Origin of the sequence: Moritella sp. Urea-trap-13, from assembly GCF_002836355.1 — a bacterium.
Classification (GTDB): domain Bacteria; phylum Pseudomonadota; class Gammaproteobacteria; order Enterobacterales; family Moritellaceae; genus Moritella.
This window is the reverse complement of the sequence record NZ_PJCA01000038.1, coordinates 176064-200531: the sequence shown is the minus strand read 5'-3', so window position 1 is coordinate 200531 and position 24468 is coordinate 176064. Positions and strand designations below refer to the sequence as shown.

At 41.7% G+C, this 24468-nt stretch carries 18 protein-coding genes; 15 read left to right on the top strand and 3 right to left on the bottom strand.

Annotated elements, in window-relative coordinates; translation table 11 throughout:
* Positions 1 to 52 precede the first annotated feature (52 nt).
* Together CXF93_RS18870 and CXF93_RS18865 are read left to right on the top strand one after the other, a co-directional pair.
* Complete coding sequence (locus CXF93_RS18870) at positions 53 to 1927, top strand: DEAD/DEAH box helicase (RefSeq protein WP_101064057.1); 1875 nt, start codon at positions 53 to 55, stop codon at positions 1925 to 1927.
* A 216-nt stretch (positions 1928 to 2143) separates the two neighbouring features.
* Positions 2144 to 4210: a S9 family peptidase gene (locus CXF93_RS18865; RefSeq protein ID WP_101064056.1), complete on the top strand. Its 2067-nt coding sequence runs from the start codon at positions 2144 to 2146 to the stop codon at positions 4208 to 4210.
* A gap of 63 nt (positions 4211 to 4273) precedes the next feature.
* On the opposite strand, the gene CXF93_RS18860 is transcribed toward CXF93_RS18865, so the two are convergent.
* Positions 4274 to 5305, bottom strand: coding sequence for a GGDEF domain-containing protein (locus CXF93_RS18860; protein ID WP_101064055.1), 1032 nt, complete (start codon positions 5303 to 5305; stop codon positions 4274 to 4276).
* Between the two features lie 157 nt (positions 5306 to 5462).
* Here CXF93_RS18860 and CXF93_RS18855 point away from each other — a divergent pair, with 157 nt between their 5' ends.
* From CXF93_RS18855 to CXF93_RS18815, 10 genes are all read left to right on the top strand, one after another.
* On the top strand, positions 5463 to 6230 hold the full coding sequence (locus CXF93_RS18855) for a TatD family hydrolase (RefSeq protein WP_101064054.1): 768 nt from the start codon (positions 5463 to 5465) through the stop codon (positions 6228 to 6230).
* A gap of 213 nt (positions 6231 to 6443) precedes the next feature.
* Positions 6444 to 7667 (top strand): NupC/NupG family nucleoside CNT transporter, encoded by a 1224-nt coding sequence (locus CXF93_RS18850; protein WP_101064053.1) that lies wholly within the window; start codon positions 6444 to 6446, stop codon positions 7665 to 7667.
* Positions 7668 to 8390: 723 nt separating this feature from the next.
* A complete protein-coding gene (locus CXF93_RS18845; protein WP_101064052.1) occupies positions 8391 to 9614 on the top strand; it encodes a NupC/NupG family nucleoside CNT transporter in 1224 nt (407 codons plus the stop codon).
* A 605-nt stretch (positions 9615 to 10219) separates the two neighbouring features.
* Positions 10220 to 10993, top strand: coding sequence for a deoxyribose-phosphate aldolase (gene deoC, locus CXF93_RS18840; RefSeq protein ID WP_101064051.1), 774 nt, complete (start codon positions 10220 to 10222; stop codon positions 10991 to 10993).
* 101 nt (positions 10994 to 11094) lie between these two features.
* A complete protein-coding gene (deoA, locus tag CXF93_RS18835; protein ID WP_198551709.1) occupies positions 11095 to 12426 on the top strand; it encodes a thymidine phosphorylase in 1332 nt (443 codons plus the stop codon).
* 134 nt (positions 12427 to 12560) lie between these two features.
* On the top strand, positions 12561 to 13775 hold the full coding sequence (locus CXF93_RS18830; RefSeq protein ID WP_101064049.1) for a phosphopentomutase: 1215 nt from the start codon (positions 12561 to 12563) through the stop codon (positions 13773 to 13775).
* A gap of 126 nt (positions 13776 to 13901) precedes the next feature.
* On the top strand, positions 13902 to 14615 hold the full coding sequence (gene deoD, locus CXF93_RS18825) for a purine-nucleoside phosphorylase (RefSeq protein ID WP_101064048.1): 714 nt from the start codon (positions 13902 to 13904) through the stop codon (positions 14613 to 14615).
* A gap of 173 nt (positions 14616 to 14788) precedes the next feature.
* Entirely contained in the window at positions 14789 to 16459 is a 1671-nt protein-coding gene (ettA, locus tag CXF93_RS18820; RefSeq protein WP_101064047.1) for an energy-dependent translational throttle protein EttA, read from the top strand.
* Between the two features lie 61 nt (positions 16460 to 16520).
* Positions 16521 to 16652, top strand: a complete 132-nt coding sequence (locus CXF93_RS22390) for a hypothetical protein (protein WP_255418852.1) — start codon at positions 16521 to 16523, stop codon at positions 16650 to 16652.
* 240 nt (positions 16653 to 16892) lie between these two features.
* Complete coding sequence (locus tag CXF93_RS18815; RefSeq protein ID WP_101064046.1) at positions 16893 to 19253, top strand: PilZ domain-containing protein; 2361 nt, start codon at positions 16893 to 16895, stop codon at positions 19251 to 19253.
* Between the two features lie 70 nt (positions 19254 to 19323).
* On the opposite strand, the gene serB is transcribed toward CXF93_RS18815, so the two are convergent.
* Positions 19324 to 20508, bottom strand: coding sequence for a phosphoserine phosphatase SerB (serB, locus tag CXF93_RS18810; RefSeq protein WP_101064045.1), 1185 nt, complete (start codon positions 20506 to 20508; stop codon positions 19324 to 19326).
* A gap of 111 nt (positions 20509 to 20619) precedes the next feature.
* Between serB and CXF93_RS18805 the strand changes: the two genes are divergently transcribed.
* The 3 genes from CXF93_RS18805 to CXF93_RS18795 all read left to right on the top strand — a co-directional run bounded on the left by CXF93_RS18805 (position 20620) and on the right by CXF93_RS18795 (position 23529).
* Entirely contained in the window at positions 20620 to 21360 is a 741-nt protein-coding gene (locus CXF93_RS18805; RefSeq protein WP_232784260.1) for a hypothetical protein, read from the top strand.
* A gap of 4 nt (positions 21361 to 21364) precedes the next feature.
* Entirely contained in the window at positions 21365 to 22801 is a 1437-nt protein-coding gene (gene mpl / locus CXF93_RS18800) for a UDP-N-acetylmuramate:L-alanyl-gamma-D-glutamyl-meso-diaminopimelate ligase (RefSeq protein ID WP_101064043.1), read from the top strand.
* 89 nt (positions 22802 to 22890) lie between these two features.
* Complete coding sequence (locus tag CXF93_RS18795; protein ID WP_101064042.1) at positions 22891 to 23529, top strand: flavin prenyltransferase UbiX; 639 nt, start codon at positions 22891 to 22893, stop codon at positions 23527 to 23529.
* Positions 23530 to 23555: 26 nt separating this feature from the next.
* On the opposite strand, the gene CXF93_RS18790 is transcribed toward CXF93_RS18795, so the two are convergent.
* Entirely contained in the window at positions 23556 to 24221 is a 666-nt protein-coding gene (locus tag CXF93_RS18790; RefSeq protein ID WP_101064041.1) for a TetR/AcrR family transcriptional regulator, read from the bottom strand.
* Positions 24222 to 24468 lie beyond the last annotated feature (247 nt).

Below are 24468 nucleotides of genomic sequence, written 5' to 3'. Positions count from 1 at the left end.
AGCTATAATTGATATAGCTTTATTCAAAGACCCGTCTACCTGAGGCCCGTGAATGTCTGATACATCACCCGTACAATTTACTGATTTAAATTTACCTGAACCAATCTTAAAAGCGTTGAATGATCTAGGTTATGAAACACCTTCACCGATTCAAGCTGAATGTATTCCATTACTACAGAATGGTGGTGATGTGCTAGGTATGGCACAGACTGGTACGGGTAAAACAGCTGCGTTTGCATTACCATTATTGAGTAACATTGATACTGCATTGACTAAACCACAGATATTGGTGCTAGCACCAACTCGTGAGTTAGCTATTCAAGTTGCTGAAGCATTCCAAGCATACTCACGTCATATGCGTGGATTCCATGTACTACCTATCTACGGCGGTCAAAGCTACCCGATTCAGTTAAAAGCACTGAAACGTAACCCACAAGTAATTGTTGGTACACCTGGTCGTGTGATCGATCACATCAACCGTGGTACGCTTGATCTTTCTGGTATTAAAGCATTAGTACTTGATGAAGCTGATGAAATGCTACGCATGGGCTTTATTGATGATGTTGAATCAATTCTGTCTAAAACACCTGAAAAACGTCAAATGGCGTTATTCTCTGCAACTATGCCAGATGAAATCCGTCGTATTACTAAACGTTTCATGACTGATCCAACTGCAGTTAAAATTGCAACTAAAACATCAACTGTTGAAAACATTGAACAAAAATGTCTAATCATTGGTGGTTTACAAGCAAAACTTGATGGCCTAACACGTATTCTTGAAACTGAAGACTACGATGGTGTGATCATTTTTGCTCGTACTAAGACTATGACTGTTGAACTTGCTGAGAAATTAGAAGCTCGCGGTTACTCTGCTGCAGCACTAAACGGCGATTTAAACCAAGCAATGCGTGAACGCACTGTAAGCCGTTTGAAAAGTGGCCAGTTAGATATCGTTATCGCAACTGACGTTGCGGCACGTGGTCTTGATGTTCCTCGTATTGATCTAGTAATCAACTACGATATCCCAACTGATACAGAATCATACGTTCACCGTATTGGTCGTACAGGCCGTGCTGGACGTAAAGGTACTGCAATTTTATTCGCAGCACCACGCGAACGTCGTTTATTAAAAGCGATCGAACGTGCTACACGTCAGCCATTAACTATGATGGAATTACCTTCACGTGATGATGTTACGAAAAAACGTATCGCATCTTTCCGTGATGACATTGTTAAAATGCTTTCTGGTGACGAAAAACTAGACTTCTACAAAAACTTAACAGCGCAATTGTCTGAAGAGTTAGAAGTTAGCGAACTAGACCTTGCTTCTGCGTTATTATTTATGGCTCAGAAAGAAAAACCATTAGTATTACCTCCTGAAGCTCCACGTCGTGAACGTAGTTTCCGTGAAGATGATCGTGGTGAACAACGCCGTGACCGTAACGACCGTGGCGAACGCCGTGAGCGTAGCGACCGTCCAGAACGTGGTGAGCGTCCTGAACGTGGTGAGCGTGGCGAACGTCGTCCAGCTGCTGAAATGGAAGTTTTCCGTATCGAAGTTGGCCGTACTGATGGTGTTCAAGTTAAGAATATCGTTGGCGCTATTGCTAATGAAGCGAATATCAACAGCCGTAACATCGGTGGTATCCGTCTACATGATGACTACTCAACAATTGAATTACCAAAAGGTATGCCAAGCGAGCAGTTACAACAACTACAACAAGTTTATGTTTGTAACAAAGCATTACGCATGAGCAAACTTGAAGGTGTTGCAGCTGAAGGTCGTCAAGAACGTAGCAGTGCTCCACGTGATAACGATCGTCCTGCACAAGGTCATCGTGGTCAACGCCGTGATACTACTGGTGGCGAACGTCGTGAATCTACTGGTGGCGAAGAACGTCGTCCACGTCGTCCACGTCGTGACTAATTAACTCGTTAACAATTAATCGTTAATAGTTAAATATATGAAAAGGAGCGCTTGCGCTCCTTTTTTGCATCTGGGATATTAATACTTATCACCTTAGGTAAATGCGTTTATTTAATGTAATGAGTACAGAGTCATCAATGCTTAGTTATAAATACTTAGTTATAGATACTTAAGTCATACCTCTTCAGTTAATTTATAGGATTTCTTGTTGTGAAAATGGAACTCTCTACCACAGCGCCAGTTGCGATGAAGCAAGCGCATTCAATGACCATTCATCAGCATACACGCCAGGATGATTACTTTTGGTTACGTGATGATGAACGTAAAAATAAACAAGTTTTAAACTATTTAGAGCAGGAGAACAATTATACTCAATCGGTGTTATCGCCATTAGAGTCCCTGCAAACCCAATTGTATGATGAAATGGTGGCACGGGTTAAGCAAGACGATGCTTCGGTGCCTTACTTGGAAAAAGGTTATTGGTATCAAACCAGCTTCTCTGAAGGCAAAGAGTACCCGGTATATCGCTGGCGCAAGAATGATGAAGATGCACCATGGTTAGTATTGCTCGATGCCAATGAGCGTGCCAAAGGCCATCAATACTATCAGTTAGGTGAATTAGCAATAAGTCCGGATCATCAGGTATTAGCTTTTTCTGAGGATACCGTTAGCCGCCGTCAATATCGTTTACGTTTCCTTAATCTGGAAACGGGCGAAGCTTACCCAGAAGAAATCGAAGATACCGAATCTGTGGTTTGGGCGAATGACAGCAAGACTTTTTTCTATGTCAAAAAACACCCGACCACGTTATTACCTTATCAGGTTTATCGTCATCAACTGGGAACTGATATCAGTACCGACGTATTGATATATGAAGAACTCGACGATACCTTCTACACTGACATCTATAAATCGACCTCTGACGATTACATCATGCTGTCGCTCTGTAGCACCATTACCACTGAGGTACATGCGTTATCTGCAGACAAACCGACTGCTGCATTGACGTTATTACGTGGTCGTGAACGCGGTCATGAATATAGCGTCGATCATTATCGTCAGCAGTTTTATATTCGCAGTAATAAAACAGGTAAAAACTTTGCCTTGATGTCTGCAACATTAACAACGATAGCAGATACCCAACAATGGCAAACCATCATCCCAGCACGAGACGATGTACTGCTAGAAAGTTATGAACTGTTAAGAGATTGGTTAGTTGTTGAAGAACGTTCGCAAGGTTTGACGTTTTTACGCCAAATTAATTGGCAGAGCAATGCCGAGAAAATCATTAAATTTGATGATCCAACCTATACCGCATGGCTAGGGACAAACCCGGATCCAGATACTGATAAACTGCGTTACGGTTATTCCAGCTTAACAACACCGACGACAACTTATCAGTTAAACCTTGATAGTGGTGAGCGTGAAGTATTAAAACAGCAAACCGTTGTTGGTGATTTCTGCGCGCAAGATTATCAGAGTGAACGAGTGTGGATTGCCGCTGAAGATGGCGTCAAAGTACCGGTATCGTTAGTCTATAAAACTGCTCTATTCTCTAAAACTAACGCCAACCCAATACTGCAATACGCTTATGGTTCTTATGGCTCGAGTATTGATCCGTATTTTAGTGCCTCGCTATTGAGCTTACTCGACCGTGGTTTTGTCTATGCCATTGCCCATATTCGCGGTGGTGAAGAGCTAGGGCGTGATTGGTATGAAGACGGTAAACTACTGAAAAAAATGAATACCTTCACCGATTTCATCGCAGTAACCAAAGGTCTTTTGGCTCAAGGTTATGCTGATCCTAAGCGTGTTTATGCCATGGGTGGTTCTGCTGGCGGTCTATTGATGGGCACTGTGATAAACATCGCGCCTGAGCTATATCATGGTGTCGTTGCGGCAGTGCCTTTTGTTGACGTAGTCAGTACCATGCTCGATGAATCGATACCACTGACCACGGGTGAATATGACGAGTGGGGCAATCCTAATGAGGCGGAATATTATCATTATATGTTGTCTTACAGCCCTTACGATCAAGTCACTGCACAAGCTTATCCACATCTGTTGGTGACAACTGGGTTACATGATTCACAAGTGCAATATTGGGAACCTGCCAAGTGGGTTGCTAAACTGCGTGCATTGAAAATCGATGCCAATGTATTGTTACTGCATACCGATATGGAAACGGGTCATGGTGGTAAATCAGGACGCTTCCAACATTATCATGATACAGCGCAAGAATATGCGTTCATGCTTGATCTAGCAGAGAGTTCGACGCTGTAAAATAACCAATATGCAATGCCTCTAAGTGATATGAGGCATTGCATATTAAGCACGCTTAATGATTTAACGGGGTAATGGCATTACCCGATTTCGACCAAGACGCTTTGCTTCATATAATTGCAGATCAGCACGGGTTAAAATTTCATGACTGCTATCACGGGGTTTATTCTCACTGACACCAATCGATACTGTGATGTTATCAATTACTTTACCTGAGCGTTTGTCGCGAATGCTGAGTCGCTCAATGGCACGACGAATCGATTCTGCATTTTGACGAGCAACGGTAAAGGTTTTATTCGGCAGAATAAGCACAAATTCTTCGCCACCGTAACGGAATACTTGTTCACCCTCCTGACAGCTATCTGAGATACGCTTGGCTATGACTTTTAATACTTGATCACCGAGTTGGTGGCCAAAGTCATCGTTGAATGCTTTAAAGTTATCTATGTCGATCATTAAAATAGAAAAATTACGATTCAAACTCGGGTTACTACAGAAGGTCTCGATCTCTTTAGCAAATACCCGGCGATTGAGTAGTCCAGTTAAGCTGTCATGCATGGCATCATGCTGAGTTTCGACTAAGGTTTCACGTAATTGCGCAATTTCAGCCTGCGCTTCGTGTAACTGACTTTTGAAATGCCGGGTTGATGAACGTACATCATGAGACTCTTTCACCAACTCTCGTACAGCCGAAAGGGTTTTTTCAATCGAGAAACCATCTTCTTCAACACCGGATAATTCGTTCAGACATTTATTCAACATCCGATCAAATTCATTGGTATCATTAAGGGTATCGTGTAACGAACTGCTTAATTCATTGGTCATCGAGTCAAGTTCACTGCGTAATTGGGTGATCTCTTGCTCGCGCTTATCAACGATAAAACGTTGGTAAAGCTCTTCACTTGCCGCTGGTGTACAAGTCCCGTGCAGGGCAATTTTTTCATCTAACTGTTTTTGTAATGCACTATTATTATCAGAAACATAGTGATACCACAGCGCATAGTTGGTTGGCGTTGTCGGAATTTGATACTGGATCATCAACGGCATGGCTTTTTTAAAATATTGAGCCGATAAAGCAAAGAGTTTTTTAGACATGCACCGTTCCATAGAGGTTCTTAATTATGATTAACGCTGCTATTAAATCAAATTATGCCCCAAGTTACACTATCTGTTTATTTATCTCTTTATCTAACTCTTTATCTAACTCTGTATCTCATTGTTGTTCATGACCGATTAAAAGGCGGCTTATTTCATGCTAGAACTCATCGACAGCCATTGTCATTTAGACTTTGCTGATTTTAATCCTGACCGACTTAAGGTATTAGCCAGAGCCAAAGCCAAGGGGGTCACGCATTTTTTAGTACCCGGTATTGGTGTACATAATTGGCAAGCGGTATTAACGTTAGCCAGTCAGCACCAAGGGGTTTATGCGGCATTAGGTATCCATCCTTATTTTCTCGCGGATTTCGATGACAGTCATTTGCAGTTACTTGATGACTATTTAGCGACAGCAAAGAATGTGGTTGCGGTTGGTGAGTTCGGACTCGACAAAATGGCCGACTTTCCGTTCGAGCAACAATTACAGATTTGTCAGCAACAACTGTTACTGGCTAAGCAACATCACTTACCGGTTATTCTCCATTGTCGTAAAGCCCACAATGAACTAATCCAATTATTGCAGCAGGCCAAACTACCCCGTGGTGGGGTGTTGCATGGTTTTAGTGGTAGTCGTGAATTGGGTATGCAATATATCAAGCTGGGGTTTAAGTTAGGCATTGGTGGGGTGATCACTTATCCACGAGCGGCAAAAACTCGGCAAGCAGTAAGTGAATTACCTTTAACGTCATTATTGTTAGAAACAGATTCGCCAGATATGCCTATTTCGGGTTATCAAGGGGGGCGAAATGAACCGGCTAACATTACAGAAGTGTTACAGACCTTGACAAAATTACGTCAAGAGCCAGAAGAATTAATTGCAAAAACCAGTGTTAGTTCATTTTTTGAACTATTTCTGTCGTAAGTTGACTATTTTTTTTAATAAATGAACTTTTTTGAAACTTTTTTGAGAGGTCTGATCTCAAGCACTTAACAAGTTGCTAATAACAGTTATAATCGCGCCAATTGTTATAATCAATGACTACAGCGTAACTTTACTATTAATTACACTTTAATCGATTATTTTGGTTATGGCGCACATAAAAACTTCTGAAGTGAAACTTGGAGATTATTCCTGATGAATTTTGTAATGGGTATTGTAGGCATCTTTGTTCTACTTGGTTTAGCTGTGTTGTTATCGGATAACAGAAAGGCAATTAACCTTCGTACTGTTGGTGGCGCGTTCGCTATCCAGGTTGTTATTGGCGCTTTCATTTTGTACGTGCCAGTCGGTAAAGATATGCTACAAGGTCTTTCAACTGGTGTTGCTAACGTCATTGCTTACGGTAATGAAGGTATTCAATTCTTATTTGGTGACTTGGCGAAATTCAAAGTTGGTTTCATCTTTGCTATTAACGTATTGCCAGTAATCGTGTTCTTCTCATCATTAATCGCGGTTTTATACTATATCGGTGTAATGAGCGTGGTAATTAACTTTATCGGTGGTGGTTTACAGAAGTTACTTGGTACAAGTCGTTCAGAATCACTTTCTGCAACTGCAAATATCTTTGTTGGTCAAACTGAAGCACCACTTGTTGTGCGTCCGTTTATTAAATCAATGACTAAATCAGAGTTATTCGCTGTGATGGTTGGTGGTCTTGCTTCTATTGCTGGTTCAGTACTAGCGGGTTATGCGGGTCTTGGTATTAAAATTGAGTACTTGGTTGCTGCGTCATTTATGGCTGCACCGGGTGGTTTATTAATGGCTAAAATCATCAAACCAGAAACTGAAACGCCGAAAGTATCACTTGATGATCTTGATGATAGCGATGAAGAGAAACCAGCAAACGTGCTAGATGCTGCAGCTGCGGGTGCATCTTCAGGTATGATGTTAGCACTTAACGTTGGTGCAATGTTAATTGCATTCGTTGGTCTAATTGCATTAGCAAATGGTATCACTGGTGGTATCGGTGCTTGGTTCGATATGCCAGAACTAACAATCCAAATGATCTTAGGTTGGGTGTTCTCACCACTTGCATTCGTAATCGGTGTGCCATGGCACGAAGCGGTTGCTGCTGGTAGCTTCATTGGTCAAAAACTGGTTGTGAATGAGTTTGTTGCTTTCCTAGATTTCGTTAACTACATTAAAAATAACGAATTGTCGGATCATACACAAATCATCATCTCATTTGCACTATGTGGTTTTGCTAACTTCTCATCGATTGCAATCTTGCTTGGTGGTTTAGGTAGCTTAGCGCCTACACGCCGTGCAGACATTGCAAGCATGGGTATTAAAGCGGTACTTGCTGCTTCTTTAGCTAACTTAATGAGTGCGACATTAGCGGGTCTATTCCTGGCTTAATGTAGCGATAATTTATCAACCGTTGTCATGGCGGTTATAAAATAGATAATGCCCTCAAATTGTATAAAAACAGTTTGTGGGCATTTTTTTTAAGCAGAATAAAACATTATTTTTATCGCCGTAGTTATCGGCGTCGTTATTGCCTAAAATACAAATAATAGAATATTTACTCACCTCGCTATTTAATCCTTCTTTTTATGCTTAGCTATTTTCTCGGAGTGAGACCTGGGTCGGTTCTGACGGTATTTATGGCTTGATTTCCTTGTCACTGAGAGTAACCTCAACTAGGTATTTTAGCTGATTGTACATGAAGTGCTTTTGGTGTTTTCGTTCAATACTACGGACTCTTTAAACCTAATATTTAGGTGCTAGAACAGTGGTATTAACGCGGTTACAAGGATGTTGATTGATAGTTATATCAAGTCTTCACGGAACCAAGTCCGCATAGTTATTCTTAATAGATATTTATCTTAAAGATAGTTATGTCGATAGCTAGATTAATGCTTATTTTCATCTCAGTGTTAATCATTAATTCGTCATCTATTTACCTTAGGTTCTAACCAAAGGTAAACACGTCTTTATTTGAATAATGCCAGAATAGCTACCGCTAGTAATTAACATTAATTACTATGATTTCATTATTGGTTAATAAAAATTTCAATAAATTCGGAGACTTAATATGATTAACTTTAAAATAGCAGCAAAAACTGGAGATGATTCCTGATGAATTTTTTAATGGGTATTGTGGGTATTTTCGTACTGCTCGGTTTAGCGCTGTTGTTATCAGATAATAGAAAAGCAATTAACGTACGCACTGTTGCTGGCGCATTTGCTATTCAAGTTATTATTGGCGCGTTCATTTTATATTTTCCTCCAGGTAAAGAGTTACTACAAAGTCTCTCTACTGGCGTCGCGAACGTCATTGCTTATGGTAATGAAGGTATTCAATTCTTATTTGGTGACTTAGCCAGATTCAAAGTCGGCTTCATTTTCGCGATCAACGTATTGCCCGTGATTGTGTTTTTCTCATCATTAATCGCGGTGTTATACTATATCGGTGTAATGAGCGTGGTGATTAACTTTATCGGTGGTGGTTTACAGAAGTTATTGGGCACCAGCCGTGCGGAATCACTGTCTGCGACCGCAAATATTTTTGTTGGTCAAACTGAAGCGCCACTTGTTGTGCGTCCATTCATTAAATCAATGACCAAATCAGAATTATTTGCAGTGATGGTGGGTGGCCTTGCGTCAATCGCTGGTTCAGTACTTGCAGGTTATGCTGGTCTTGGTATTAAGATTGAGTACTTGGTTGCGGCGTCATTTATGGCTGCACCGGGTGGTCTATTAATGGCTAAGATCATTAAACCAGAAACTGAAACACCGAAAGTATCACTGGATGATCTTGATGATGGCGATGACGAAAAACCAGCCAATGTACTCGATGCTGCCGCTGCGGGCGCCTCTTCAGGTATGATGTTAGCACTTAACGTCGGTGCAATGTTAATTGCCTTCGTTGGTCTAATTGCCCTCGCGAATGGTATCACCGGTGGTATCGGTTCTTGGTTCGATATGCCAGAGCTAACGATTCAAATGATCTTAGGTTGGATCTTCTCACCACTAGCATTTGTTATTGGTGTGCCATGGCACGAAGCGGTTGCGGCGGGTAGCTTCATCGGTCAAAAACTGGTGGTGAATGAGTTTGTGGCTTTCTTAGATTTCGTTAACTACATTAAAAATAACGAACTCTCTGAGCATACCCAAATTATCATCTCATTCGCACTGTGTGGTTTTGCTAACTTCTCCTCGATTGCCATCTTGCTTGGTGGTTTAGGTAGCTTGGCACCGTCACGTCGTGCTGACATTGCCAGCATGGGGATTAAAGCGGTACTTGCTGCTTCTTTAGCTAACTTAATGAGTGCAACATTAGCGGGTTTATTCTTAGTTTAATATAATGTCGTATTGCCGCTATATCGTTAAAGCAGCGTAATACAACTCGATACCCCCGGCCTGTATTTATTACGGTTTGGGGGTGTTTTTTTTATACATTGTTATATTGTTGTTTATTTACTCGTTGTGAGAGGTAGGTAGGTTATGAGGGCATTTATTGCTTGATTTCTTTGCCACTTAGCGTAACTTTAACATGGTAGTTTAAGCTAATCGTACATGAAGTACTTTTGGTGTTTTTCGTTAAATACGTCTAACCTTTCAGCTTAAGATAGCGCCTAGGTTAGTGGTATTAGCGCGGTTATAGGGATGTTAATTGATAGTCATATCAAGTCTTCACGGAACCAAGTCCGCATAGTTATTCTTCATGGATATTTATCTTAAAGATAGTTATGTTGATCGTTAGATTAATGCCTATATTAATACTTATATTGATAGAACATATTAATCAGTTATACGTCATCTTTTACCTTAGTTACATTAAGGTGAGCACTTCTTTATTAATACATATCCAGAATAACTACCGCCAGTAATTAATTTTAATTACTGCGATTTTTCTATTGGTTTTTTTACACACTATATTTTTAAATGTAATCCGGAGACTTAATATGAGTAACTTTAAAGTAGCAGCGCAACGTGCACTAAGCATGATGGATCTTACTACGCTTAATGATGATGATACAGATGCAAAAGTCATTGAACTGTGTCATAAAGCCAAAAGCGCTGCGGGTAATACTGCTGCTGTTTGTATTTATCCTCGTTTTGTTCCTATCGCCCGTAAAACGCTGAATGCAATCGGCGCTGAGACGGTAAAAATCGCCACGGTAACGAATTTCCCACACGGTAACGATGATGTTGCTATCGCTGTCGCTGAAACCAAAGCTGCTGTAGCTTATGGCGCAGATGAAGTTGACGTGGTATTCCCATACCGCGCACTAATGGCGGGTAATGCGGAAGTTGGCTTTGAACTTGTTAAAGCGTGTAAAGCAGCTTGTCCTGCAAATGTGCAACTTAAAGTTATCGTTGAAACTGGTGAACTTAAGACTGAAGCATTAATCCGTCAAGCGAGTGAGATCTCAATTGATGCCGGTGCCGACTTCATTAAAACATCGACAGGTAAAGTGCCTGTAAATGCCACGTTAGAGTTTGCTAAAATTATGCTTACTGTGATCAGTGAGAAAAACCCTGCTGTTGGTTTCAAACCCGCTGGTGGCGTTAAAAATGCTGAACAGGCAGGTGAATACCTGGCATTAGCAGAATCAATTCTAGGTAAAGACTGGGTTACGCCAGCAAAATTCCGTTTCGGTGCTTCAAGTCTACTGGCTAACTTATTAGCTGAACTTGAATTAGCTGAAAAGCCCGCTGACAACAGCGGTTACTAATTATCTTACTCTAAGGTTCGATACAGAGTTATTTGGCATTTGTTCGATCCTGATTTTCTGTTTTTAAGCTAAGATTTTTCCAATTCAAGGAGTAGATAGTTATGTTTATACCGCAAGAAATTATTCGCCGTAAACGTAATGGTGAAATATTAAGTCGTGCTGAAATTGAATATTTTGTTAATGGAATTACTGATAACAGTATCTCGGAAGGCCAGATTGGCGCCTTTGCCATGGCAGTTTATTTTAATGACATGAACATGGAAGAACGTATTGCCATCACATCGGCAATGCGCGATTCCGGTGATGTATTAAATTGGGATGCGATGCAACTCAATGGTCCTATCGTTGATAAGCACTCAACCGGCGGCGTGGGTGATGTTATTTCCTTGATGCTTGGTCCTATGGTTGCGGCTTGTGGTGGCTTTGTACCTATGATCTCTGGTCGTGGTCTGGGTCATACCGGTGGCACACTCGATAAACTCGATGCTATTCCGGGTTACCAAACCACGGTTGATAACGCGCAGTTCCGCCAAGTAGTCAAAAACAGCGGTGTGGCGATTGTTGGTCAATCAGCAAATTTAGCACCAGCAGATAAACGTTTATATGGTGTACGTGATATTACCGCGACGGTAGAGTCTATCTCGTTGATCACTGCATCTATTTTATCGAAAAAATTAGCCGCTGGTCTTGATGCGCTAGTGATGGATGTTAAATCGGGTAGTGGTGCTTTCATGCCAACCCATGCGCAATCAATTGAACTGGCTAAAAGTATTGTCTCTGTGGCCAATGGTGCGGGTTGTAAAACATCGGCACTCATTACTGATATGAACCAAGTATTAGCCAGCAGTGCGGGTAATGCCGTTGAAGTGCGTGAAGCAGTGCGTTTCTTAACGGGTGAATACCGTAATCCACGTTTATTGGCTGTTACCATGGCTTTATGTGTGGAAATGTTAGTGTCAGCAAATTTAGCGACAAATACTGATGATGCCCGAAATAAATTACAAGCCGTGTTAGATAACGGTAAAGCGGCGGAATTATTTGGCACTATGGTGACAGGTTTAGGTGGTCCAGCAGATTTTGTAGACAATTATGACCTACACTTACCAAAAACAGACATAATTCGTCCGGTATTTGCAACGCAAACTGGTTATCTAACGGCTATGGATACCCGTGGTTTCGGTATGGCGGTTGTGGCTATGGGCGGTGGTCGCCGTGTGGCAACTGATCAAATCGATTATGCCGTGGGTTTATCTGATATTGCTGCGCTAGGTCAGCAGTTAGATGCACAAACACCTGTCGCTATGGTTCATGCACGCAGTGAAGCACAGTTTGATGCAGCACAAGCGGAAATTTTAAAATCAATCCATATCGGCGATACGCAACCTGCAGCAAGTGCAGATGTTTATCAACAAATTCGACTTTCTGATGTCTAACGTGTAGTACAAGACTTTAATGCTTAGTACAAGACGCTAACGTTTAGTACCAAACAGTAGTCGATAACGAACAGTACTGTTAATAATGAATAGTACTGTTTATAAAGAATAGTTAATGGAAATAGGTCAGTGTGATGAAACGTACAATTATATTAATGTTGGATTCATTGGGCATTGGTGCTTCGGCCGATGCGGATAAATTTGGTGATGTAGGCAGCAATACTTTTGGTCATATCGCCCAGTGGTGTGCTGAAGGTAAAGCGGATATCGGTCGTGAAGGCTCTTTGCATATTCCTAACTTAACTAAATTAGGTCTTGCGCATGCTTGTGCTGATAGCGTGGGTTCATTCCCTGCAGGTTTGGATGCAAGTACTGAGGTGATTGGCGCATACGGTTATGCTCAAGAGCTATCAACAGGTAAAGACACACCTAGTGGCCATTGGGAAATTGCTGGCGTACCAGTACTGTTTGATTGGGGTTATTTCTCTGATCTGGAAAACAGCTTCCCACAAGAATTGCTAGATAAATTAGTAGAACAAGCAGATTTACCGGGTTATTTAGGTAACTGCCATTCTTCTGGTACTGAGATCTTAGATCTGATGGGCGAGGAGCACATGGCTTCTGGCAAGCCAATTTTCTATACTTCGGCAGACAGTGTATTCCAAATTGCTTGTCACGAAGAAAGCTTTGGCTTAGAGCGTTTATTGAAGTTGTGTGAATTAGCCCGTGAATTATTAGAACCGTACAATATTGGTCGTGTTATTGCGCGTCCATTTATCGGTAATGATAAGAGTGATTTTGCTCGTACTGGTAACCGCCGTGATTATTCACTACTACCACCGGCACCAACATTATTAGATCGCATGGCAGAATCTGGCGGTGAAGTAGTGAGTGTCGGTAAAATTGCGGATATCTATGCACAGCAAGGTATTACTAAAAAAGTCAAAGCGACAGGTCTTGAAGCATTATTTGATCTGACGTTAGAGCAAGTTAAACAAGCGGGTGATCATACTATCGTATTCACTAACTTTGTTGATTTTGACTCATCATGGGGTCACCGTCGCGATGTCGCTGGTTATGCAAAAGGCTTAGAGTATTTCGATACTCGTTTACCTGAGCTACTGGCGATATTAGATGAAGGTGATGTGGTGGTATTAACCGCCGATCACGGTTGCGACCCAACCGCGCCAGGTACAGACCATACCCGTGAACATATTCCAGTGCTTTTCTATGGCCATAATGTGCCGAAAGGACCATTGGGTTTACGTGATACGTTTGCAGATATTGGTCAGTCAATAGCGGCTTACCACGGTCTACCAAAACTCGATTACGGTAAAAGTTTTTTATAAGCTAGCCGGGTCTTAAATCGTTTTTATATTTATAAAAAATAGTTTTTATAAATAACACATTTTATAAACAATCGTACCTAGCTACAGAATGCTGGGTATAACCAAAACAAAGAAGGTAACAATATAATGGCTACTCCACATATTAATGCAGAAAAAGGTGATTTCGCTGAAACGGTACTATTCCCAGGTGATCCGCTACGCGCTAAGTACATCGCAGAAACATTTTTAGAAGACGTTAAGCAAGTGAACGACGTGCGTAACATGTTAGGTTTCACTGGTACTTACAAAGGTACTCGCGTTTCTGTTATGGGTTCAGGTATGGGTATCCCATCTTGCTCTATCTATGCAAAAGAACTTATCACTGAATACGGCGTTAAAAACCTTATCCGTGTAGGTAGCTGTGGCGCGATCAGCACTGACGTTAAAGTACGTGACGTTGTGATCGGCATGGGTGCATGTACTGACTCTGCAGTAAACCGCGCACGTTTTGATGGTTATGATTTCGCTGCTATCGCATCATGGGAATTATTAAGCAAAGTAACACGCGCTGCTAAAGCTGCGGGTATCGATGCTAAAGTAGGTAACATCTTCTCTGCTGATTTATTCTATACACCAAAACCAGAATTATTTGATTCAATGGAAAAACTGGGCATTCTTGGTGTTGAAATGGAAGCGGCTGGTCTATACGGCGTTGCTGCAGAATTCGGCGCAAATGCTATCTGTATTTGTACTGTATCTGATCACATCCGTACGGGTGAAGTAACAACGGCTGAAGAACGTCAATTAACGTTCAATGACATGATCGTTATGGCATTAGAGTCTGTGTTAATTGAAGACTAATATTTAGTTTTTAATGAAAATACCCGGCAATCTTGATTGCCGGGTATTTTTTTATCTGTAATATGCCTCATCGATCACCACTCATACGCGTGACACCGATGAACACTTGTATCAACCGCATGCAAGGTTTAAACTTATCCCACATTCCTTATTCCTTGTTAAAAGAGAACATAATGGCTGGTCCTCAGTTTATTTATTCGATGCATCGTGTTGGCAAAATTGTGCCACCGAAGCGTCACATTCTTAAAGATATCTCGCTTAGTTTCTACCCAGGTGCCAAAATTGGCGTATTAGGTCTAAACGGCTCTGGTAAATCAAGTCTATTACGCATCATGGCTGGTGTAGATAAAGATTTCGAAGGTGAAGCGCGTCCATTAGCGGGCACTAAGATCGGTTACTTACCGCAAGAACCTGTACTAGATCTAGAAAAAACAGTACGCGAAGTCGTTGAAGAAGCAATTTCAGAACTGAAAGATGCAATGGCTGGTCTTGACCAAGTTTATGCAGATTACGCAGAACCAGATGCAGACTTTGATAAGCTAGCGAAGAAACAAGAAAAATTTGAAGCTATCATTCAAGCACAAGATGGCCACAACATCGAAAATCAACTAGAGCGTGCTGCTAATGCATTACGTTTACCAGACTGGGACACGAAAATTAAAGTCCTATCCGGTGGTGAACGTCGCCGTGTTGCTATTTGTCGTTTGTTACTTGAAAAACCAGACATGTTATTACTTGATGAACCAACCAACCATTTGGATGCTGAATCTGTAGCTTGGTTAGAACGTTACCTACTTGATTATGAAGGTACTGTTGTTGCTATTACGCATGATAGATATTTCCTTGATAATGTAGCCGGTTGGATCTTAGAGCTTGACCGTGGTGAAGGTATTCCATGGGAAGGTAACTACTCTTCTTGGTTAGAACAAAAAGATGAACGTTTAGCACAAGAATCATCAAAAGAAAGCGCGCGCAAAAAATCGATTGAAAAAGAATTGGAATGGGTACGTTCAAATCCAAAAGGTCGTCAAGCGAAAAGCAAAGCCCGTATGTCGCGTTTTGAAGAGCTTAACCAATCAGATTATCAACGTCGTAACGAAACCAACGAACTGTTTATCCCACCGGGTGAGCGTTTAGGTGACAAAGTTATCGAAGTTGAAAACCTAGGTAAAGCCTATGATGGTCGTGTACTAATTGACGATTTATCATTCTCTATGCCAAAAGGTGCGATCGTCGGTATTATCGGTCCCAATGGTGCAGGTAAATCGACGTTATTTAAAATGTTAGATGGCAGCGAGACACCAGACAAGGGTTCTATCTCTGTTGGTGAATCGGTACAAATTGCCAGTGTCGATCAGTTCCGTGATCACATGAACGGCGAAAATACAGTGTGGCAAGAATTGTCAGACGGTCTTGATATCATCAAGATTGGTAACTTTGAAATGCCATCTCGTGCTTATTGCAGCCGTTTTAACTTTAAAGGTATCGATCAGCAGAAACGTGTTGGTCATCTTTCGGGCGGTGAACGTGGTCGTTTACACCTAGCTAAATTGCTGCAAGCTGGTGGTAATGTATTACTACTGGATGAGCCAACCAATGACTTGGATATCGAGACATTACGTGCACTTGAAGAAGCAATTCTTGAGTTCCCGGGTTGTGCTATGGTTATTTCCCATGACCGTTGGTTCTTAGATCGTATTGCCACGCACATCTTAGATTACCGCGATGAAGGTCAAGTGAACTTCTACGAAGGTAACTACACAGATTACGAAGCATGGTTGAAGAAAACCTTAGGTCCTGAAGCGACTCAGCCACACCGTATCAAGTACAAACGCATTAGCTAATGTTGTTGTCGGTATTACTGGCGTAGCAACAAAGACTAATTAGATTAAAAGCCTGTGATTAATGATATTACGGGCTTTTTTTTGCCTGCTATTCAATGCTGGCTATGTAGATGTAGATGTGGCTGGTGATGAACTACTTATTGCCGCTGTGCAGCCTATTTGGCATCACAATATGCGTGCGATGAGCGATTAACGGGAATCGATAACCAGAACTTATAACCAGAGATAGGCGCTAAAAAGTGACCTGTATTTAAAAATAACTAAAATAGTTTGTTAAATGGCATTTATTTTGCTTAGTTAAGGTTATTAGCAATTAATTGACAGTTTTTGTAGGTATTTTGTAGGTATTTAGTAGTACTATGGTTAACTGTCATAGCGCTTTAGCTAATCGTAATCGTTTATTCATTTTCAAACTTAAGCAGTGATCGCCAGCATGGAATTATCTAATTACGCGGATGTAATTAAAAAATTAACGACCTTGTATCATGAGCCTGACTTCAGTCGCTTAGTCGAGCAGTTGACTGAGGGAGAAAGTAATAGTACCCGTTTTTTAATTAAGATGGAGGTGAACCGCCTTTCTGCCCTGACTCGAAGGATCCTTGATTTTCGTCAGCGTGGTGACAATGGCGTGATCGGTTATCAATATGAAGGTATTCTCCATCATATTAGCCCGACTGAAATTAAGTTATTAGAAACCCTGTTAGTAGAACAGCAAGGTAATTATACTTTAGGTATATACGAAGAAGTATTAGCTTATCATCAACGTGAACGCGCTAAGCCCGCAGATGAACGCGATGTGGTGGTGATGGATCCTGCTGCTCAATTTGCTGTTGAACCGGTTCAATACGCGTCTTATTTTATCCGTAACGAAGAGCGTATGCATTATAGCTCGGGCATAAAGCTGCGGGTTGGCGATCGGGTTGTCGATGCGATAACGTCGGATATATCAACCAGTGGCATCAAAGTTAAAATAGACAAAGCCCATAATATTGCTGCTGGTAGCTTAATTAATGTCAATTTTTCCAGTTTACGCCAAGAGTACGCCAATCATTTTTTGCGTAACTTTTTTGCTTATAAGCTGATGGGTATCGATGAAGAAGAAAAATGTGATTATTTGCGCTTGATGCGGATTGATGATAACAACGAATTAGATATTTTTATCTCTAAGTTGATCAGCCAGAACAAAAGCAAGTATAAAGTCAACGTACGCTATCAAGAAGAAAATGTCGTCGTTAAAGGCTACGAGCAATTCTTTTTACCGCGCATGTCAGGTTTGCCGTTATATGTGTCCAATGCTGCGAAACCAGTATTAAGTCATTTATTATTAAATGAAAATAATCGTGGTGTATACGATTATTGGACCAATGAAGAATCGAAGAGTCAGTTAGAAGCCTGCTGGCAAACACCTTGGATGCAAGCCTTGCTACAAGCGCAGCAAAGTATCGATACGACGATTTACAGTTTTTATTATACTCAAAATGGTCGTTTGCATTTTTATGCTGCAGATGCGGCTAGTCTGACTAAGTCCGCTTCTAAAGCCCTATTTTTATCGTTTGCCTGTCAGCGGCCTAATTTTCGAGTATTTAAACTGTCATTAAACCCATCTAAATTTGATGAAAAGAAACATTTGTTAGAAGCTGAAAGTAACCAGCAGCCGATCGGCACGACAAGGCTAGCTGCGCTGCAAGATATTCGTTGGGTGGGGTTATTACAAGATATAACCAATGAAAACATTCTCAGTGATTATAAAGCCTACGCCCAGCAAGGCAGTGACTTTAATCAGTTACATCAATATCGCTTACCAGCGGCTGAACAACGCGCGCTATTAAGCCAGTTTAAATATGTACAATTACGCAAAGAAGCGCGATTCAGTTATAAAACTGCGATTGTAGTGAGTAATACCGAGTATAATATTAAAGGTTGGAGTAATGACTTTTCCACCGAAGGTTTACAAATCGAATTAGAAGCATCATTGGATGTGCAGATTGGTCATCGTGTTTACCTTGAATTGCCTATGTTGCAAAAGTTGTCAAAGAAAGTCGCACTGACTAACTTAGCTTACAGTGTGGTTGGCTGTAATAAAGCCAAGACTATTTTACACCTGCAGATATCCGGTGATAAAGAGGCGCATATTGGCTGTCAATTTTTTAGCCTATTGATTAGCAGTAATAAAGATAAACTTAAGAGCATGCCTGAGCCGAGTCAATCTCCGGGTGTTGCCACGGTATTACGTAACATGTATTGTCAGTATTTAGCGACGATGCCCTTGTATATCCATAAGGTAAATAATAATTATCAGATGGATAGGATAGGTATTAGCCCGAATGAAAATAGCTTATTACCGTTATTTGAATTTTTTGGTCAGCCTGAAGCGCCATACAATCTTTATCCTTTACTGTCTGACAATGGTATTAAGCAGGTGTTTGATGAGGTATTAGAGGGCTTAAAGTCAACTTATCGTCCTTGGCAACGGGTACTTTATATTGCTATTACCTCTAGTGATTCCACTGTATTAACCAAATTTGAGCAGGACTTTACTGATGAGCATGAGCGCCGCCAGTTTGTGTCCCATGGCTTACAAAAAGGTGCTTTTTTTGCTATTCAAGTGATGTTATCGCGTACTGGCCGACCGGATATGGAATACATTGAAAAAGAACTGAATTACGTCAGTCATTATGCGGTGCACAGAGCGCAAAAATTGGAAGAGGAATTGTGGAGTGTCCGCGGTGTGGTTGACTTGATTGATGTCTCGGATGAACTATTCTATCGATTAGGTTTACGCCGCGGACGTTAATACAGTCCACGTCATACGAAAAGTCCACGTAACAGATAAAAATGAGTACGTGGACTTTCATTTTATAACATTACGACCAGCTAGCCTCGACACAAGTCGCCGCTTGTAATAATCCGACCAAGCCTTCTAAATCATGATGATTCAACGCCACTTGGGCTTGTTGCTGGACAATCGGTTTAGCATGGATCGCCACCCCTAAAGCCGCACTTTTCAGCATAATTAAATCATTAGCACCATCACCAATCGCTACCGTTTGTTGCGGCGCTATCTGATATTGTTGGGCTAATGCTTGCAGCGTATCGGCCTTTACCTGTGCATCGACAATACCGCCAATCACCTTACCGGTTAAGATACCATCGACGATCTCGAGTTCATTGGCATAAACAGCATCAAAGCCGAGGTCTGTTTGCAAACGCTCAGCAAAGTAAGTAAAACCACCTGAGGCGATGGCTACTTTCCAGTTGGCTTGGTGTAACGTGGCAATCAGTAACTCTAGTCCTGGCATCAGTGGCATGGCATCAGCAACTTGGGTTAATACGGCTTCTGGGCAGTGCGTTAATGTCGCCACGCGTGAGCGTAAGCTTGCTGCAAAATCTAATTCGCCATTCATGGCCTTGGCTGTCACTGCTGCTACTTGCTCTCCGACGCCAGCTAGTTTGGCTATTTCATCAATACATTCAATTTGAATAGTGGTTGAATCCATATCCATCAGCACGATACCAGGCTGACTTAAACTCGGTAGTGTTTGACTCAAGGCATAATCAATCTGGTAATCATTGCTCCAGCTCGCTAAGGTAGCCTTAAACTGTTGCTGTAGTGTGGCTGTTAATTGAGTAAAACCTAAAACAACGATATCACCCTGGGTAGCGCTATTATTGCTTGTTGTTGCAGTACTGCTATTGTTTGTTACGGCGTTGCTATCGGTTGTCGCGAGCTGTAATGGATAATTTGCTGGTGGATAAATAACAATATCACCGCTAATCTGCGCTGATACTTGCAACTGACTTAATGCTGACAGTAAATTGAGTAATGCATCACTGGTCACAGTCGTGCCGATTAGGGTGAGGTAATGACTACTAGCTGCATTCATTACTTGCTGTGCTTGCGCAGAAATATTAAATTGACCCTGACAGTATGTGACTTGTTTTATTTTAGTGCTATTTTCATCACTTTTTTTAGAACTGTGCAAGCTTAACAATTGTTGCCATGCTATTGGCGGGGTATTACTAAATAAAGTCTCAGCGAGTTGAGTCATTTTGCTACTAATCCTTGTAATCGATAGGTTACTACTAGCAAAGATAACGCATTAGACTTAAAATTGCGATTCGTAATTACGCTATTCAGGAAGGATCTCGTTGTGGTTAAAATGAAGAATAATGACAACTCGGCGTCTGTTGCGCATGAAGCACTGTTAGTTACAGATAAGGCTACAGAGCAAGCGACTGAACAGACGAACCAAGACCGTCAGGATAAGAAGTCTAAGCGCCGCAATAAATTTCTGAAAGGGCAAACCTCATTACTGATTGCATTAAGTTTGAGTTCACTGTTCATTTTCATTGCCATCTCGGTATATAACAATGTTACGGCTTCACGCTATCAGCAGGTGGATATGTTGGTGAGTTCATTATTGGATTATCCGACTAAAATGGCGGCTAATCTGATTGTGGCGCGTAGCTCGACAGATCGTGATATCCGCGTTAACAGCAAAAAACAACTGCAACAGCTGGTGGATGAGGTAAGCAAGAATCAATATGTGACCAGCCTGCATATCTTTGCCGAAGATGGTAAATTATTAAGTTCTTCACAAGACGACTATATCGATACGTTAGTGGCGCAAAAACAGTATGTAGCACCAACGGGCGTGCGGGTATATCTGAAGCCGATATTAGCAGGCGATTTATTAGTCAACGGTTTGTTAACAAAAGATAAACCCGTGGGTTTTTTACAGCTGCATTTTAGTTATCAAGAAATGCTGAAAACCTTCACGATCTTCCAGTTTGATGCCACTATATCTATTTTATTATTGTTTCTGTTGTTATTGCTGTTCGGTGTCATTATTGGTGTGACCATCAACCGCGTACATCATAAATTTCGTTCAAAAAGGTAATCTGATGTCTAAACATATACATATTCTCGGTATTTGCGGCACTTTCATGGGTGGCATTGCAGTACTGGCTAAACAGCTTGGTTATAAGGTCACGGGTTCGGATGCTAATGTCTATCCGCCAATGAGCACACAGTTAGAAGAGCAAGGTATCGAACTGATTGAAGGCTATGATCCAAGTCAGCTTGACCCAGCGCCAGACATGGTGATTGTCGGTAATGCTATGTCACGCGGTAATCCTTGTGTCGAGTACCTGTTAAATCGCAAGCTGGCTTATACCTCTGGCCCACAGTGGTTATCAGCGCATTTATTACAACATCGTTATGTTATTGCCGCGTCGGGTACGCATGGTAAGACTACCACTGCTGCTATGGTGGCGTGGATCTTAGAATATGCTGGACTCGAACCAGGTTTCTTGATTGGCGGGGTACCACAGAACTTTACTGAATCTGCACGTTTAGGTGGTGGTTATTTCTTTGTTATCGAAGCTGACGAATACGATACGGCCTTTTTCGATAAGCGCTCTAAGTTTGTGCATTATCAACCAAATACTCTGATCATGAATAATCTCGAATATGATCATGCCGATATTTTCCCGGATCTAGCCGCCATTCAACGCCAATTTCATCATGTAGTGAGAACAGTACCTGGTAATGGCCTGATCTTAATGCCGGATAACGTACCGGCATTAGATGAAGTCAAAGCCCAAGGTTGTTGGACACCAGTGCAGCGCTTGTCTTTAGAAAGTGGGGAAGGGCGGGATATGCATGACAGTCACTGGCAAGCGAAGAAGTTGCGTGCAGATGCCAGTCAATTTGAAGTTTACTGTAAAGGCCAATTAGCTGGAGTCGTACAATGGAACTTAATTGGTGAGCATAATTTACAAAATGGCATGATGGCGATCGCCGCAGCGCATTATGCCGGTGTTGAATTAAGCCAAGCGATTGCCGGGCTCGGTGAGTTCAAAACCCCAAAACGCCGTATGGAAGTTAAAGGTGAAGTACAAGGTATCCGTGTTTACGATGACTTTGCGCATCATCCTACCGCTATCACCACGACATTAGCCGGGTTACGCGCGGCAGTGGGGAGTGAACGTATAATTGCGGTATTAGAGCCGCGTTCAAATACCATGCGTATGGGCACCCATCAACAAGCGTTAGCACAATCGTTAACTGTGGCTGATGATGTATTGCTATACCAACCTGAAGGCTTAGATTGGAATTTACAGCCTGTTGCTGATGAACTGTGTATTAGTGATGATTCTGGTCTAAGCAATAATTCTGGAGTTCGCAATAACGCTAAAGCGGTTATTCATCAGCAGATTGATAGCTTGATTAGTGAAATAACCAAACGAGCTCATGCTGAGAATGGTCCTTGTCATGTACTAATTATGAGTAATGGTGGTTTTGCTGGTATTCATGATAAGTTGCTCGCTAAGCTGTGATTTACAATAATAGCTGCTAATTAAAGTTAAAAGCACAGTTAATAAAACGCAAGAAATAATGATTAATATGAATAAGGGTTATGAATACGATGCAAACTAACGCGGCGACAAGCACTAAAGCAGAATTCAGTAGACGTATTACCTTGGGTATCAGTGGCGCGTCAGGCTCACAATACGCGGTGCGTTTATTAGAGTTATTATTAGCGGCGAATGTACAAGTACATCTGTTGATGTCGGATGCTGCAAAAGTAGTGATGGCGACGGAAACTGATGAAAAATGGCCGGCAGATAATAAATCACTACAGCTGTTTTTAACCGATAAATACCAAGCCAAAGCAGGGCAGTTGTTAGTACCAAGCAGCAAAGATTGGTTCTCACCCGTGGCTTCTGGCTCTGGTGCGCCAAAACAGATGGTGATCTGCCCGTGTAGTATGGGCACGGTAGCGGCGGTAGCGCAGGGTATGTCGACCAATTTATTACAACGTGCTGCGGATGTGGTATTAAAAGAGCGTGGCCAGTTAGTTTTGATCCCGCGTGAAACACCACTGTCACCAATCCATTTAGAAAACATGCTGAAGTTATCGCGCTTAGGGGTAACCATCATGCCCGCAGCACCGGGTTTTTACCGTAAGCCTAAAACCTTAGATGATTTAATTGATTTGATGGTCGCGCGTATTCTGGACCACTTGGATGTGGACCAGTCTATTTATGCGGGGTGGGGGCGTTAAGGTCTAGGGCGGAGCTCCGCCCATCTTTAAACTTTACCCAATGCCGACGTCACATACTTCTCTAAAAACGCAATAATACCTTCTCTGTCCATTGCCTTTGGTTGATTAACCAACTGCAAGATCATGTAACCTTGATTGCAGAGACTGCGAGCAAACTCTTTGGTGGTTAAATAAGTATTTATTTCGCCAGATGCGATAGCGGGTTCGATCTTGTTACTGATAATGGCGATGTTGTTATCTAATAAGGCTAAGTAACGTGGCCAAGTGTCCTCACGAATAGACGAACTCCATTCCAGCCAGATATAAGTGAATTGCGGATTGCTGATCGCCGCGTCGACAAAATCGGCTAAGTAATCATGAATGGCTTGCTGTGCACTGTTGTTTACTTGGGAACTGTTATTTGATTGGTGAGTGTGGTTTGATAGTTCGTTAATATCAATAAAGTGCTTACGGACCATGTTACTGAAGAAATCTTCAACCTGTATTAGTACATTATCAACCAGCTGCTCTCTACTGCTGAAGTAGTTAAATACAGTAGCGACTGAGACTTGTGCTAACTGGGCTATTTCAGCGTGACCTGCACGACCCAGACCGCGTTTGGAGAATACCTCGATGGCACACTGCATTAATTGTTCACGACGTGCTTCGGGAGAGAGACGGGTACGCCGTCTTATTACTGCAGGCATTTCCATATGTTGTAGCATCCTAGTGCAAAGTAGAGAATAAAGTAGAAAGTAAGTAGAAAATAAACTAGAGAGTAGATGTTAATTTATTGTTAAGTTTATCATTAGGCTGATACTTAGTTCAACAGGCATGTGAAACTAATCACCCTTCTTCAGCCGTGTTAGCAACCGCGTAATGAGTAAAGCCAGGCTGTTTTTTTATGAAACTGTTTAGATTATTGCCACAGGGCTGTTAAACTACGCCCTGCTATATTCG